Annotated in this window: 12 protein-coding genes; 6 read left to right on the top strand and 6 right to left on the bottom strand. The window is 66.7% G+C overall.

The window, feature by feature from the left end:
• Positions 1–63: 63 nt before the first annotated feature.
• The 4 genes from P12x_RS29260 to P12x_RS29245 form a co-directional block, all read right to left on the bottom strand.
• The gene (locus tag P12x_RS29260) at positions 64–2,616 is read right to left on the bottom strand and encodes a WD40 repeat domain-containing serine/threonine protein kinase (protein WP_435008643.1); all 2,553 of its coding nucleotides are present in this window, start codon (positions 2,614–2,616) and stop codon (positions 64–66) included.
• Positions 2,617–3,543: 927 nt separating this feature from the next.
• Positions 3,544–3,813 (bottom strand): hypothetical protein, encoded by a 270-nt coding sequence (locus P12x_RS29255; RefSeq protein ID WP_435008642.1) that lies wholly within the window; start codon positions 3,811–3,813, stop codon positions 3,544–3,546.
• A gap of 87 nt (positions 3,814–3,900) precedes the next feature.
• A complete protein-coding gene (locus P12x_RS29250; RefSeq protein ID WP_435008641.1) occupies positions 3,901–4,266 on the bottom strand; it encodes a hypothetical protein in 366 nt (121 codons plus the stop codon).
• A 146-nt stretch (positions 4,267–4,412) separates the two neighbouring features.
• Positions 4,413–5,705, bottom strand: coding sequence for a hypothetical protein (locus P12x_RS29245; RefSeq protein WP_435008640.1), 1,293 nt, complete (start codon positions 5,703–5,705; stop codon positions 4,413–4,415).
• Positions 5,706–6,211: 506 nt separating this feature from the next.
• On the opposite strand from P12x_RS29245, the gene P12x_RS29240 reads away from it, so the two are divergent.
• Positions 6,212–6,730 (top strand): hypothetical protein, encoded by a 519-nt coding sequence (locus P12x_RS29240; protein WP_435008639.1) that lies wholly within the window; start codon positions 6,212–6,214, stop codon positions 6,728–6,730.
• Positions 6,731–6,821: 91 nt separating this feature from the next.
• On the opposite strand, the gene P12x_RS29235 is transcribed toward P12x_RS29240, so the two are convergent.
• Positions 6,822–7,331, bottom strand: a complete 510-nt coding sequence (locus P12x_RS29235; RefSeq protein ID WP_435008638.1) for a hypothetical protein — start codon at positions 7,329–7,331, stop codon at positions 6,822–6,824.
• A 92-nt stretch (positions 7,332–7,423) separates the two neighbouring features.
• Positions 7,424–7,810 (bottom strand): hypothetical protein, encoded by a 387-nt coding sequence (locus P12x_RS29230; protein WP_435008637.1) that lies wholly within the window; start codon positions 7,808–7,810, stop codon positions 7,424–7,426.
• 242 nt (positions 7,811–8,052) lie between these two features.
• Between P12x_RS29230 and P12x_RS29225 the strand changes: the two genes are divergently transcribed.
• The 5 genes from P12x_RS29225 (at position 8,053) to gyrB (ending at position 15,035) form a co-directional block, all read left to right on the top strand.
• Positions 8,053–9,672, top strand: a complete 1,620-nt coding sequence (locus tag P12x_RS29225; RefSeq protein WP_435008636.1) for a TlpA family protein disulfide reductase — start codon at positions 8,053–8,055, stop codon at positions 9,670–9,672.
• Between the two features lie 137 nt (positions 9,673–9,809).
• A complete protein-coding gene (locus P12x_RS29220) occupies positions 9,810–10,352 on the top strand; it encodes a hypothetical protein (protein WP_435008635.1) in 543 nt (180 codons plus the stop codon).
• A 467-nt stretch (positions 10,353–10,819) separates the two neighbouring features.
• Positions 10,820–11,944 carry a DNA polymerase III subunit beta gene (gene dnaN / locus P12x_RS29215; RefSeq protein WP_435008634.1) on the top strand — a complete coding sequence of 375 codons (1,125 nt, stop codon included), beginning with the start codon at positions 10,820–10,822 and terminating at the stop codon, positions 11,942–11,944.
• Positions 11,945–12,093: 149 nt separating this feature from the next.
• Positions 12,094–12,441 (top strand): DciA family protein, encoded by a 348-nt coding sequence (locus tag P12x_RS29210; RefSeq protein WP_435008633.1) that lies wholly within the window; start codon positions 12,094–12,096, stop codon positions 12,439–12,441.
• 86 nt (positions 12,442–12,527) lie between these two features.
• The gene (gene gyrB, locus P12x_RS29205; protein WP_435008632.1) at positions 12,528–15,035 is read left to right on the top strand and encodes a DNA topoisomerase (ATP-hydrolyzing) subunit B; all 2,508 of its coding nucleotides are present in this window, start codon (positions 12,528–12,530) and stop codon (positions 15,033–15,035) included.
• The last annotated feature ends 176 nt before the right edge of the window (positions 15,036–15,211 follow it).

Below are 15,211 nucleotides of genomic sequence, written 5' to 3'. Positions count from 1 at the left end.
AGGTCGCAAACATTTTCAATCGAGGTTCTCTGGACTTCGGGGCTCATCCTCTCACCCGGCCGCTCACCGCGCCTCCGGCAGCGGGTGGCCGCCGAGTTCGGTCAGGCGTCGGCGGAGGTCCCAGCTCATCGGGCCGTCGAGGCGGCGGATGGCGTCGCCTTCGTCGAATTCCAGGTCGGTCGTCACGCTGACCCAGCAGGAGACCCGCTCGACGGTCCCTTCGACGGGGTCGGGGACCTTCCAGCAGCGGACGACCGCGTCGACGCCACCGGTGGCCAGCCTCCGGCCGTCGGGGCTGAAGGCCATCGACCGGCCCTTCCCGGCCTTCTCCAAAGGGGGGCCGATCGGCAGGCCGGTCGAGGCGCACCAGAGGCGGACCGTCCCGTCGGGGCTCCCCGTCGCGACCATCAGGCCGTCGGGCCGGAACGCCAGGCGGTCGACCCGGTCCCGATGCGTCAAGGGCTCGCCGATCGGCCGGCCGTTCAGGGCATCCCAGAGTCGGCCGGTCCCATCTCCCGAGGCCGTCGCGAAGCTGTCGGCTCCGGGCCGGAACCCGACGCAATGGACCTCGCCCCCGTGCGTGATCGAGAGGATCGGGGCCGATCGGTCGAGGTCCCAGAGCCGCGACTCGCCGTCGGCGGTGCCGGCCAGGAGCCTCCGGCCGGTCGAGTCGAAGGCCAGGGCCCGGACCGCCGACCCGTGATTCAGGGTCTGCCCGAGCGGGTCCCCGGTCGCGGATCCCCGGATCTGGACGACGCCATCCTCCCGGGCTATCGCGATCGTCGAGCCGTCGGGAGCGAACGCGACCGCCAGGACCCCGGCGTCGGAAGCCTCGGCACAGAGCGGCTTTCCTTCGATGGCGTCCCAGAGCGAGAACGCTCCGGGGCCTCCCGCCGCGATCCTCGAACCGTCGGGGCTGAAGGCCATCCAGGCGACCGGGGCCCCGTGACGGAGGGGCTCGCCCCGAGGCTCGCCGGTCAGGGCATCCCAGCGACGGATGGTCCCCTCGTCGGACCCGGTCGCGATCCAGTCGCCGTCCGGGTGGAACGCGACGGCCCGGACCGACCCCTCGTGCTTGAGCGGGGGGGCCAGGGATGACCCGGTGGAGAGGTCCCAGAGACGGGCCGCGCGGTCGCCGGAGGCCGTCGCCAGCCTCCGGCCCTCGGGGCAGAAAGCCACGGCGTGGACCTCGCCGTCGTGGCGGAACGACCGGACCAGGAGCTTCGTGCCGGCATGCCAGCCGCCGAGGCTCGTCCGGATGACCCGCTGGAGGTCGGGGGGCTCGGCCGGGGCGTTCTCCAGGGCCCGGGCCAGCCAGAGCATCCCCTCGGCGTGCTCCTTCCGGCCCAGGCAGCCGTGGGCCCGCTCCAGGCAGAGCCGGGTGAGCGCCCCCTTCGCCTGGCCGAGGGCCAGCTCCTGCTCGCCTCGATAGCGGACGTCGGCCCGCCAGGCTTCCAGGTCGTTGGCCAGGTCCAGGGCCGACCCCTGGCGATCGCCGGGGTCGGTCGCCATCGCCTTCAGGCAGATGGCTTCCAGCCGGGGGTCGACCGACCGCCGCAACCTCCGAGGAGCCGGGAAGATCCCCCGGCGGACCCGGTCCAGGACGCTCGCCAGGTCGCCGTCGGGGAACGGGGCGTGGCCGACCAACAGGCAATAGAGGATCGCCCCGAGGCCGTAAATGTCGCTGGCCGGGCCGACCCGGTCCAGGTCGCCCATCGCCTGCTCGGGGCTCATGTACCGGGGGGTCCCCACCACCGAGCCCGGCCGGGTCATCGACGGGTCCACCGGCTCGGCCGCCTCCGATCCATCATCGCACAAACCCTTATCTTCAAACGACTTGGCCATCCCCCAATCGACGACCAGGGTCTCGCCGAACCGGCCGAGCATGATGTTCTCGGGCTTGAGATCGCGGTGGATCACCCCCCGGCTGTGGGCATAGGCGACCGCGTTGCAGGCGTCGATGACGCTCCCCAGGAGCCGGAGGAAGGCCAGGTCCCGGTCCTCGGCCCCGGAGCCCTTCGGGCTCGCCCGGTGGAACTGCTCGATCGCGGCCCGGAGGGTCTCCCCCTCGATGAACCGCATGGCGTAGAAGGGGCGGCCGTCGGGATACCGGCCCAGGCTGTAGACCGGGACGATCCCGGGATGTTCCAGCTTCCCGGTCAGTTCCGCCTCCAGGAGGAACCGGTCCTGCGAGTCCGGGTCGTGGGCCCTCCGGGACTGCAACTCCTTCAGGGCCACGGGCCGATTCAGCTCGCCATCGAAGGCCAGGAAGACCTCCCCCAAGCCCCCTCGAGCATGGGGCCGGACGACCCGATACCGACCCCCGCCGACCCCGCCCTCGGAACCCGGGCCCGGACCTCGTCCGGAGATCGTCGGGGTATAAGTCATGGTCGGTTCGGGACTTCCGGGGGTCGCCTCCAGGTCCCGAGCCACCCGATCCTCCAGCCGGGCGATCGTCGACGCGTCGAGCCCCCCCAGGACCTCGGACATCACCCGGTCGGGGGAACTGGCCCAGGCCCGGACCGCATCGACCAGTTGCTCGCGGTCGACCGCCCCGCTCTCCAGGGCATACAGGCCGAGCAGGAGTTCGCGAGACGCCTCGATCCGGTCCACCATCGCGGGCCTCCCGACTCCTGGAGGAGGGAGAACGAATCCAGCCCCGGAGCACCCCCCTTGCGGGCAGGCCCCCTGAGCGCCCGACGATGATAATCAGTTCACTATCCGACGGGAAGGGGCCATTCGAACCCGGACGATTTGGGTGGACCCGGAGATCCCGGGATGGGTCGCGGAAACCCAGGCCGATCCGATCCCCAGGAGGGGCGGAACCGTCGGGTGGCCGGGACTCATGGCATTTCACGATCGACGGGCCCGATCGGCCCGAAGTCTCGACATCACAAGCGATTCCAACGCCATGAAATGGCAAGATCCCGAAGGGCCTGGACTCCCCGACTCCCCTCGAAGACCCCCGCGCCAAACGAACCCAAGAATCCCCCCGACCACCCAGGCCCGGCCCGATCCCCCGCGCCAAACGAACCCAAGGACCGGAGATCGCCCCCTCACCCCCGCGCCGAACGAACCCAAGATCGCGGATCCGAACCGCCCATCCCTCCCCCGGAACATCGAGCCAAACGAACCCAAGCCCCATCATCGAAACCCTCCCGCTCGACTCGCCGCGACTTCCCGAACCACGACGAGACCCCCAGCCCGAACCCCGGCGCGGGCCCTTCTGGAACAAGATCGAGGAATGCCGACCCCGTAAGCTCACCTTTCCGGTCCATCGGGCAAGATGAGACCGCCCGAGGGACCGATGCCCGGCCCGGAACCTCCGATTTCGACCATTCCCAGGAGCGAAATCGGGCCCTATCGAGCACGAAATCGGGGGATTTTGGCGCGAAATCGGCCCTCCCATGCACCGATTCCCCGGGTTCGTTTCCAGGAGTCCGGGTGGCCGGGATCAGCCTGGATCAGCCCGGTCACGCCAGGATGACCGGCGAACGCGCCGCTTCCGTCTGCCACCCGGGACGCGAACCGACCGGGTCGGACTCACGGCGTGAGACCTCGCGGACGACCTCCCGGGGCAAACGCCTTGCTGCCGATGGCCTCCATGTTGCTCGGCTCGGACGGGTCCTGGACGTAGACGGTGACGTCCCCCAGGCCTCCGCCACCCTGGTAGGTGCTCGACAGGTGAAAGTGCTGATCGGGATCCGCCCTGAGCATCTTCAAGCGTTCGATCAAGACATCGATCTCTCCCGTCGAGAGGCCGAGATGCACCCCGTACCAGCCGTTCTTCCAGTCCTCGAGTTCCGCGTGCATGACAAAGTCCCATGGAGTGGGCACCGCCCACAGGTCTCGATGCCGCCCTAACGGGTCGGTGGTCAATGTCCACCCTGCTGGTCATCCTCAAGGATAGTGCAAATCGACCTCGCGACCGGTCGCGGCGTTGCTCAGCTCCACGGGGCTCGGAGGGTCGTCGGGCAACCGCAACCATGGGAAGGAAGCCGCCCGTTCGTACTTTCGCCTCATGGACGAATGATACGCCCGCCAACCGCGAGTCAGGGCGGCCAACTGTTCAGGCCCGGCGGTAGACGTACGCTCACGGACGGCGATGATGGAAGTCTTCTCGTGCTGGGCGTGATATTGCGCAAGCGACCGATACATCGACGCCAACTTCCAGCCGCGATAGGCCGAGACTCCGCCCCAGGTCAGGGTGCCGACGATCGCCACGAAGAGCATCAGGCGACCGAGGGTGATTCGCGGTCGTTTCATGTGTACCTCTTTGCACAAGACATCTACCGCTGTAATCTGCCCGCCGGGACGGGAGGAGTAATCGGGATGCGAGTCGCATGCGTGCTCTCGTTTGCGATTGAAAATCCGCCCCGTTGTACCGACGAGGGATAGGTAGCTCACCCCGATCAGGGATTCACCAAATCGCTGGGTTCGACCCCGGCGGGCAACGCCTTCAGGTAGGAGCCGATCAGCTCGCCATGCGTCTTCGGCGGCCTACCCCGCTCGATCTCGAAGGCCCGCTCGGCCATCTTCAAGGTGAAACGATCGAAGGTTCTCAATTCTGAGTCGAGAATCCCCTGGATCTGGGGTTGGAAGGGGCCGAGCTCATATACGATCGAGTCCCTTCCCCAGGACTCGAGGGCATCGGGAGAAATCGCCCGCACCGACGGCGGCGTCCGCGCGTCGTGGTCGTAGATCATCAGCCACTGGTGCAGGAGCTTGGGCCGGGTCGAGCTGGGCCGGTCGCACTGGGAGAGGTATCCGGCGGTGACCAGCCGGAGCACGCGGGCCGATCGCTCGGGTTCGCGGCGGAGGAACCGGTAGGCCCAGCGGCCTGCGGCAAATTGGTTGTACCAGTGCAAGCCTGAGTATGGCCCCGTCTCGCTCAGTTGTCGCCAGCGGTCCATGTCGCCTATGGCATTACGGGACCAGAAATACTCGGCACGGACCATCTCCGAGGCTGGCGAGGTCATCGCCCGGCACGCCTCGACGTCGTCGAGCGCCCGGCGTAGCAATTGGGCCGTAATGCCGGGCTGCTCGATCCAGGGGTCGATCCGCTTACGGGTTTGATTGAGGATCATGCCAGTGACGCGCTGTGCGAAGGAGCCGTGCCGTGCCGCGTGGCGGCTGGCACGCAACGCAGCCCGGTACATCCGCCAAGCCCCGGCAAGGTCACCCAACTGCTCGAGGCGGGAACCCTCGAATAGGGCCAGTCTGGCGTAGGGGACGAGCGTCCGCACTTGATCAAAACTGGTGTTGATCCGCACCTCCTCGGGCTGGATGAAGAGCGAATCGGGCCGGTCGTTCGCAGGCAGCCACGCCTCCAGCGCATCCCGGTGATCATCGGCCCAGCGGCGGGCTTCCGGATCGGCCACGGGCCAGTCGGTCTCGGCCCACGCCTTCTCGCTGGCGACCTTGTAATCCCTGGCATTGAGGTCGCCGAACTTCGCGAAGATTTCCCGATACGCCACCATCGCATTGTCGGCGTCCAAGACTTCGACCCGGCCATACTTCACGAGGTCGAAAGGCTCGGGGGCGTTGGGAAGACGCCACAGGCAGAGCGCCCGCCAGCCCAGGGCACCCACCGTCAGGGCGATCATCAGGTAGAGGAATGCCAGCCCTCGGAGCTTCCAGCCCTTTGTGCGCTCCAGCAAGATCAACGGGGCGATCATCAGATCTGCGAGACCCGGCTTGTCCATCGAAGACCCCCGCCCAGGATCGAATAGTTCATCCGACATCTGTCCCAGGATAATCCCACATCGACCCTGGGACAAGGGTAAGATATCGGCCCGACATTCCGCGCCATCCCGCCGTAGCGGGCGGTGGGAATAAAAAAGCCGGTAAAAACAAAGAGCTACGGACAAAGGGTTCGGCGTAGAGGATATTCGGATCCAACATCTTCGCGACCCCGGACGCCCTGCCTCCAGGGTCGATCAGTTCTTCAAATCGGGGCAAAGAGTTTGGGGTGGCAGGGGTCTGCGGTACTCCGCAACCCCGGCACGTCGCATCCGGCGACGAAGTCGAGGGTTCGGTCCGAGCCGATCCGCCGGGGTTGCGGAGTACCGCAGACCCCTGCCACCCGGACAGATCAACCCAGCTTCGAGAACTGATCGACCCTGGCCCTGCCTCTCGCGGGGAGGACGACCAACCCTTACCCTGGTTGGTCGTCGATTGACGGCTCTCATCCTTCGCAGGCGTGATCCCCATGGGCTCCCGCATCACTCTCGCCCAGATCATGTGGGTCGTCGCCATCGTCGCCCAAGCGTTCGCAGCGGCACCGGCGTCGCTGGCAATGGCATTCTCATCGGTCCTGCTCGTATCCGTCGGCATTGGGGTCTTCTTCCGCGCGTCCTGGACCCGAATTGCCGGCTGGATATTCGCCTGCTACCCGCTGCTCCCGATCATCGCCCTCTATACGACGTGGGCCGCCGCCTGGTATTCGCTGGGCCATCTACCGCGACCGTCGCTCGATGACCCGAAGTACATCGGCCCGTTGGTCAATGCGCCGTACATGGCTACCGGGTTCCTCCTCTTCGGCTTCCTGCCCGCCCTCGCCGTCAGCGCGTCGCTGGTAGCCGTCGAGTTTTTCCGGGTGCTCCACGACGACCGTGATGACCTCAAGCGGTTCACGGCCAGGGTGTTGCTGCCCATGCTGTCCTGGCCGTTCGCCTATGCCTGGCTGATGGCCGACCCGGGCGGCGTGGTGAATTGGTTCATGGACTGAAGCCCGACGATTTTCCGGCAGTAGTCCCGTCGGGTGGGCACCGCCTTCCGGTCTCGATGCCGCCCGAACGGGTCGATGGTCAATGCCCACCTTACCGGTCTTTCTCCTCGTTCAGCCAGATTTCGGCTTCCATGCGCAGAAACTGCATCTCCTGAATGCCCAGTTGAGTGGCCCGGGCGGCCTCCTTCCGGGCGATGGCGATCGCCTCCAACTGTTCGAGGTCCTTGATATATTTCTCCAATCCCGCGACGATCTCGGCCTTACCGGCCCCCGCCGTGCGAAGCGCCTCCAGCCTCCGGCGTCCCCACTGGCCGAAAATCCCGGAGCCGAGCTCGATCCTGGCATTCGGGGCCATGGTCAGCAGGATGTCCCAGGTTTCGTCGATGAGGGCGAGTTGCTTCCTGGCGATGGCCCGATTGGCCGGCACGTCCGGCATCGCAGCGACGCCCGTACCGGCGGCCGGGCGAGAGGTGGCTTTGGCCTCGCTCCTCGCCTCCTCGGGCGCGGACTGTTGGCGTTCCTGGGCGACGACCCCGCCGATGGCGAGGATCAGGATCGCTGCGACGGCGACCATCGATTTCAGCCTGGCAGGGCACATCATCCGAAACACTCCTTCGTCTTGAGCGGAGACGGGTCGATTCCTGACACCTCATTGTTCCAGGCGGGATGCGAACCGGCAATCGGGATAGGACCTCACGCCTGGTCGTTGCCATCATGGGCCTGCGTTGGCGCGATGACGATCATCCGGATGGCCTTCGCGCGGACGAGGAATCGCCTGCCCTCCTGGTCCTCCAGGATGACCATGCCGTTGAGGTCGTAGGGGAGGTGAGTCTTGATGTTCCCCGCCTCAGCGAACCCGAGGAAGCGGACCCGCTCGAACGGCTTCCCTCCCTGCATATGGACTGTCGCCCAGGTATCCTCCTTCAGGACGCCGCGGATGGCCAGCGTCTCCGGCTTCGCCCCTCGACTCGCGAGCCAGCTTGACGTCTTGAAGAAGATCGCCAGCGCGATGATGCCGAGTACGATGCAGAGGATGCCGACGCCGAAGGTGCTGAATGTCTCGATCGCCCGCTCGGTCATGATCACGCCTCGATCATCCTCGACCCCGACGGATGGTGGCTTCAAGTGATGAGGCCGTAGGTGGGCACCCCCACCGGTTAGGTTTCCCGGCCATTCTGATCAGGCCCGATGCCCGAGGACAAGCCCAGCTGCAGAGGCGAGACAAGGTCCTCAAGAGACTTCCCTATGACTCTTGTCATACCCTACCGACTTGGGTACGATGACCCGAGACTCCGACACCTGTCATATTCCCAGGGTGCATCATGATCCATCACGCCAGCCTGATCGGTCTCGCCCTGATTTCGGCCATCTGGGCCGATCCCGACGAGCGGGACGCGGCTACGCTCGTCCGATCGGCGCGGGACCGGGAGGCCTGGATTGATCGGATCGGGAGTTTCTGGCTCAAGGCCGACGTGACCTGGGAGAAGACCCCGAAGGGGATCGCGAAACGTCGTCGAGAGTTGGAGGCCCAATTTCCCGGGCAGGACGTCGATGCATCGCCGGAACTCCTTTCCAGGAGCGAACAGCGGACCGAGATCGCGTTCGACGGGAAGCGGGTCCGCTCCCGGGATCTCTGGCCCTGGGGCTCCGATGAACTGCGCGTCTGGGACGGGAAGCGATACATCGGGCGGACGTTGCCGACCAAGGCTCCCGAGCAGGGCAGCTACCTGATCGACCGCAAGACGGATGGCCGCTTCGACTATTTCCTGAGCAACCTCTCGAACTTCCGGACCGGCCAGCATCCTTTCTGGTGGCTGGCCCCCAAGGATCGGGCGGATCTCCTCAGGATGACGACGGACCCCGCCGAATTCGCCCTCGCGGGGCGAGATGCCTTCGACGGGACCGAATGCGACGTGGTCTGCCGGTGGGGGAGTTGGGACCGCTACTACTTCGACGACGGCCGCCTCCGAGGGCTCAAGGTCGGGACTCAGACCCGGCCGGATTTCGAATCGCGGTTGATCGAATTCTTCCGCGGCGAGGGGTACAAATTCCGGGACGAGAAGGAATGGCTCGAGTGGTACAAGGGCCGAACCCCCGAGGAGGCCAGGGCGACCGAGCTCAAGCTCTCGGCGAATATGCTCAAGCTCACCGACCCCATCTTCGAATTCGGCCTGGAGGATTACCGCGAGATCAAGCCCGGATGCTGGCTACCGATGACCCAGACGACCACGTTCCGGTTCATCGACGAGGATGGCAACAATGCCGTCGAGATGACCAAGACGCTCAAGGTCACCGAGGTCCACGTCGACGAGCCCTTGCCCGACTCGCTCTTCCGAGTCGAGTTCGAGGAAGGGGCCCGGGTGCTCGACCTCGCCTCCAACCCTCCGCTGTCCTACCGCCACAAGGCGACCTTCACGCCCGAGGAATGGGCGGCGATCATCGCCAAGGGGAAAGAGAGAGCGACGCGCGACCAGGAATACGAACGGAAGCAGGCCGCGCTGATCGGCAACGCCGCGCCCGAGTTCCCCGCCGGTGCGGAGTGGATCAACGGGGCCCCGATGCGCTGGAGTGACCTGGCCGGCAAGCCGGTCATCCTCGACTTCTGGGCCGAATGGTGCGGGCCTTGCCGCAACGACCTGCCGACGGCCGCCGCTCTGCACAAGGCCCGGGAGTCGAACGGCCTGGTCATCATCGGCATCCATCCCCCCGGGAGCGAGCGGGCCGCGATCGACAAGGTGATCGCGGATTTCCAGATGGAGTATCCGACCTGCATCGACCTCCCGCCGCCCGCCGGGGCGACCTACTGGGGGGCCTTCTTCGAGAAGCTGGGCGTCGACCGCCTGCCGCACGCCGTCCTGGTCGATCGCGAGGGCAAGATCGCCGCGACCGGAGACTTGAATGAGGTGGCGAGCAAGGCTCTCGAAGCAGGCAAGGACCGGTAGACCCAGGCCAGGACGGCGAGCCGGGGGAACCGCTGGGAAGAGGCGGGCAGCGGCTGAGACGATGTCATCGGGGTTCGCCCCCGCTCGGAGTGCCCGGCTGGTCTGGTGACCGCCGTCGTAGGGCGTTGGAGGCTGCCATGTCGAGGGCGTCAGCGGCGTTGCAGATCCTCGTCACCTTGGGGCTCGCCACGGCCTTGGTCGCCACGGCCCTGCCGATCAACCTGGCCGCCCTCGGCATCTGGGCCATCCTCGTCGAAGGATGGGTGAAACGCCGGGCGCGGGCGAGCGGAGGACGTGCCGGAGTCATCGAGTTGGTCGTCCAACTCAGCACAATGAGCGTGCTGGTGCTGGCAGCGGCCTTCGCTCCGGGTAAGGTCGTCGATCAGATGAAGGCCCGGCAGATCACCCTGCCGAGGCAATCGATGACGATCGGTGAGTTGCAGGACCCCCAGCCCTACCAGCAGCCCCACCCATTTCGATACGGAATCAGCGCCCCCGGCAACCTGGCCGACCGAGTCGTCCGGTTCCCGGCGCGCGAGCTGAGTGTTGGGGAGTTCATGGCGGCGATCGAAGGACAGACCCCGCTGCGGCACCGGTTCGGGCATTGCGGCAACGAGTGGACGATCCTGTGGGGCGGGGACTGCTCGTTCGGGCTTTCGTTTCGCTTGCCACCCCGATAGACCGGCTCCCACATTCGCGGAGTTCCGGAAAATTCCGTTGGCGGAGCAAGCTCCGGGAGCCAACATTCGCCCCATTCCCGCTCGCCGAGATCGGTAGAACTGTCAACAAGGGGCGGGGGAAAACTCGTGGATAACCCGTCGCGCCTCGGTTGGCGGGCCGACGCGCCCCGACTGGGTTCCGGTGGGCAAGGTTTCGCCCATGCGCCGGAGGCCCGGCGCATGCCGGGTTGCGCGACGCGGTTGTGAACGGGTTTTCCCCCGGTCGGGATTGCGGATTGTGGCCGATTAAGTTCTTTGGTATCATGCGATTTGACCGAGTCCGCGCGGGGTTATCCACGGGCGACGGCCGGCTCTTCGAAGATGACGAAGAGGATTTTCTCTCTCCTCTATCCAATCCATAGGGATCAGGGGCAATCCGGGAGCCGCCCGGTAGGACCGCCCATCCCGCACTCCGGCGAGGGAAGCGCATGAAGGCCCGCTGCAAGCGAAAGGAATTGCTCGCCGCGTTCGGGATGGTCAGCGGCGTCGTCCCATCGAGGAGCCCCAAGCCCATCCTCCAGAACGTCAAGCTCGTGGTGGACGCCGAGCTCGGCACGATCCTGATGGCCACCGATCTGGAAGTCGGCATCCGCCACAAGGTCTACGGCGTGACCGCGTATGAGCCGGGATCGGTCATCCTGCCGACGAACAAGATGCAGTCGATCCTCTCCACCAGCGCCGACGCCGAACTCGACATCGAGACCGACGGCGAACACCTCCTGGTCAATGGCCTTTACGCTCGCTTTCGCTTGCCGAGCGAAGACCCCAGCTTATATCCCGAAGTGCCCGACTTCGCGGCCACCAGCTATCACGTCGTCGCGGCGTCCGACCTGCGTAAGCTGATCCGCCGGACGATGTTCGCCACCGACGTCGAGAGCACCCGCTACGCCCTGGGCGGCGTCCTGGTGGAGCTGGACGCCGAGTCGATCACGATGGTCGGCACCGACGGGCGACGCCTGGCCAAGATGTCGGCCCCGGCCGAGGCCGAGAACGGGGCCGTCTCGCCGACCGGCAACCCGGTGATCCCGGTCAAGGCGCTCAAGCTGATCGACCGGAACCTGGACGACCCCGAGCTCTCGGTCCACATCGCCATCCAGGCGGGGAACTCCGTTTTGCTCCGGACCTCGGACCAGGGGGCCGTGATCTACAGCCGGCTGGTCGAGGGACGCTTCCCCCGCTATCAGGACGTCTTCCCGGCCGACGTCGAGGTCAAGATCCCCCTGGACGTCGCCCTCCTGCGGCAGGCGGTCGAGCAGGCCTCGATCGTCACCAGCGACGAGAGCCGGGGGGTCGACTTCCGGTTCGCCGGAGAGACCCTGACCCTCTCCAGCCAGGCCGCCGACGTGGGGAGCTCGCAGGTCACGATGCCGATCCATTACGAGGGGAAGGAGGTCGACATCACCTTCGACCCCCGCTACCTGACCGACGCCCTGAAGACCATCGACGACGACTCGATGATCACCGCCGAGCTGATCGACCACAAGAACGCCGCCGTCTTCAAGACCGAGGACCGCTACGCCTACGTGGTGATGCCCCTGACGCGGGATCGTTGACCGGGGAGATCGGGCCTCGGATCGCGGGGGTTGATCCGAGGATCGCCCGACTCGAACCGAGGGTTGTTGCGGCGGGCCCGGAGGAGTATAATGAAAAGACGTTCATGCGGTCCGCGATCCGCCGGGTCGGCGAGGAAGTGAGCGGGTCCATGTCGACCGGTCCGAAGGGACGAGGGCCCAAGCCCCTCTCGGAGATCCTGGGCAACCTGTTCGCCGCCCGCGGGTTTGGCCGGCTCCAGGCGGCCAGCGAGCTGGAGTTGGCCTGGGCCTCGGCGGTGGGGGATCGGGACCTGGGCCAGACCCGAGTCGGCGGAGTCCGCCGGGGGGTCCTCAACGTGACGGTGGCCCACCCGGGCCTGCTGGAGGAACTCTCGACGTTTCGCAAGCCCTCACTCCTGGCGACGCTCCGCCGCGATGCCCCGGGCACGCCGATCCATGACATCCGGTTCCGCGTCGGCCCGATCAGTTCGCCATCGCCCGGCCCTCCCCGGCCCTGACATGACCCGGCCGGGGGTTTCAACGACATCCAAGCCCGAGCCGGGCCTGCCTCGCCCTCCCTCTGAACGACCGAGGTGATTCCGCAATGGCCTTGAATACCGAGAATGCGAACGCGACGGCCGAGATCCCGGGACGGAATGCGGATGGCGGCAACGGCCGGACCGACTACACCGAGGCCAACATCCGCGTCCTCGAAGGGATCGAGGCGATGCGGAAGCGCCCCGGGATGTACATCGGGGACACCACCTCCCGGGGGCTCCATCACCTGGTCTACGAGGTCGTGGACAACTCGATCGACGAGGCGATGGCCGGGCATTGCTCGAAGATTGAGGTGACGATCCACGCCGACGGCTCGGCCTCGGTCGTCGACGACGGCCGGGGGATCCCGGTCGGCCCGCACTCGCAGTTCACCGACAAGAGCACGCTCGAGGTCGTCCTGACCAAGGCGCACGCCGGGGGCAAGTTCGACCACGACACCTACAAGGTCTCCGGCGGGCTCCACGGGGTCGGGATCACGGTGGTCAACGCCCTCTCGGAGTGGCTGGAGGCCGAGATCCACCGCGACGGCAAGGTCTGGAAGCAGGACTTCGAGCAGGGCGTGGCCAAGGGCCCGGTCCGCGAGGTCGGCCCGGCCAAGACCACCGGGACCAAGATGCAGTTCCTGCCCGACATCGCCATCTTCCCGGTCATCGAGTTCGACCACGACGTCCTGGAGAAGCGGCTCCGCGAGCTGGCCTACCTGAACAAGGGGATCCGGATCGCGCTGGCCGACGAGCGGGGCGACGAGCCGAAACGAGACGAGTTCTTCTCCTCGGGCGGACTGGCCGAATTCGTCGCCTATTTGAATCGGGCCCAGTCGACGATCCACCCGCCGGTCCTGCTTTCCGGCAAAGACGAGGAGCGGGCGGTTGAAGTTGAGGTCGCATTGCAGTACAACGAATCGATCGGCGAGACGTTGGTGACCTACTGCAACAACATAAACACCGTCGAGGGCGGGACCCACCTGACCGGGTTCCGGACCGCGCTGACCCGGACCCTGAACCTGTACGCCAAGCAGTACGCCCCGGCCCGGAACAAGGACCTGGAGATCAAGGGGGAGGACTTCAAGGAAGGCCTCACGGCGATCGTCAGCGTCCGGGTGCCCGACCCCGAGTTCCAGGGGCAGACCAAGACCAAGCTGGGCAATGCCGAGGTCGAGGGGATCGTCTCCAAGGTCGTCAACGACAAGCTGGCCGAGTTCCTGGAGCAGAACCCCCAGGCGGCCAAGAAAGTGATCGCCAAGGCCCAACTGGCGGCCGAGGCCCGCGAGGCGGCCCGGAAGGCCCGCGACCTGGTCCGGAACCGCAAGGGTGTCCTCTCCGGCGGCGGGCTCCCCGGCAAGCTGATGGACTGCACCACTCACGACCAGGATTCCAGCGAACTGTTCCTGGTCGAGGGCGACTCGGCCGGCGGGACCGCCGAAGGGGGCCGCGACCGGCTCTATCAGGCGATCCTCCCCCTGCGAGGCAAGATCCTCAATGTCGAACGCGCCCGGCTCGACCGGGTCCTGGGTAACGAGGAGGTCCGCAACATCATCACGGCCGTCGGCAACGGGATCGGTGACGAGGAAGACCCCTCCAAGAGGAGGTACGGCAAGATCGTCATGATGAGCGACGCCGACGTCGACGGCTCGCACATCCGGACGCTCCTGATGACGTTCTTCTATCGCCAGATGCCCCGACTGGTCGCCGAGGGGCACCTCTACGTGGCCCAGCCGCCGCTCTACATGCTGACCCAGAAGAAGCAGCGCCGGTACGTCCAGACCGAGCCCGAGATGCAGGCGATCCTCAACGAAGTGGGCCTGGCCGACGCCCGGCTCGAACTGGTCGGGGGCCCCGAGGCCCCGGCGATCGAGGGTCCTCGGCTCAAGGCCTTGCTGGAGATCGTCACCGGCCTGGACAATGGCCTGCGGACCTTCGGGCGGCGGAACCTGCCGATCCGGCCGTTCCTGGCCCGGGCCCACCCGGAGACCGGCCTCCTGCCGCTCTACCACGTCCAGGGGTTCGCCGGGGCCGACGACGCCTGGCCTTATACCTCCGAGGAACTCGAGTCGCACCAGATGGCCCGGACCCCCTCGGTCGACGGGGACGGCGATGGCGAGGCGAGCCCCGACGGCCCGAGCCTGGAAGTCACCGAACTCCACGAGGTCCGCACCCTGAACAAGTGGCTCGCCCGGCTCCGCGACGATTTCGGCATGAGGGCCGAGGTCCTCTTGCCGATCGAGGTGACCGGCGACGATCCGCCCGCCCGGCTCCTCCTGCACCGCGACGGCGAGGAGCATCCGCTCCTGGACCTCCGGTCGCTGGTCGCCACGATCCGTCATCTCGGCGAGAAGGGGATGAAGATCACCCGGTTCAAGGGGCTCGGCGAGATGGACGCCGACCAGCTCTGGGACACCACCATGGATCCCACGAAGCGGACCCTGATGAAGGTCCAGCTCGACGACGTGGCGGCCGCCAACGACCTCTTCACCACCCTGATGGGCGATGACGTGGAGCCTCGACGCGAATTCATCGAGAAGCATGCGCTGGAGGTCAAGAACCTCGACGTCTGAGTGCCGGACGTCGTAGGGTTGGATTGGATTGTGGGAGGCTCGGAGGACCGTCCCGGGGTCCGGGCCGGTCGGGCTGGAGGTCGCACCGTGTGGCCTCGCCCGTGGACTTGGCGGTGGAGTGAGAAGAAGGTCGTTCGCCGGAGGGCCGATCCCGGGATGATCGGGCGGGCGTCGTG

Source organism: Tundrisphaera lichenicola (assembly GCF_051175385.1).
Classification (GTDB): domain Bacteria; phylum Planctomycetota; class Planctomycetia; order Isosphaerales; family Isosphaeraceae; genus Tundrisphaera; species Tundrisphaera lichenicola.
Note: the sequence above shows the minus strand (reverse complement) of the source record. Positions and strands in the feature narration are given on the sequence as shown.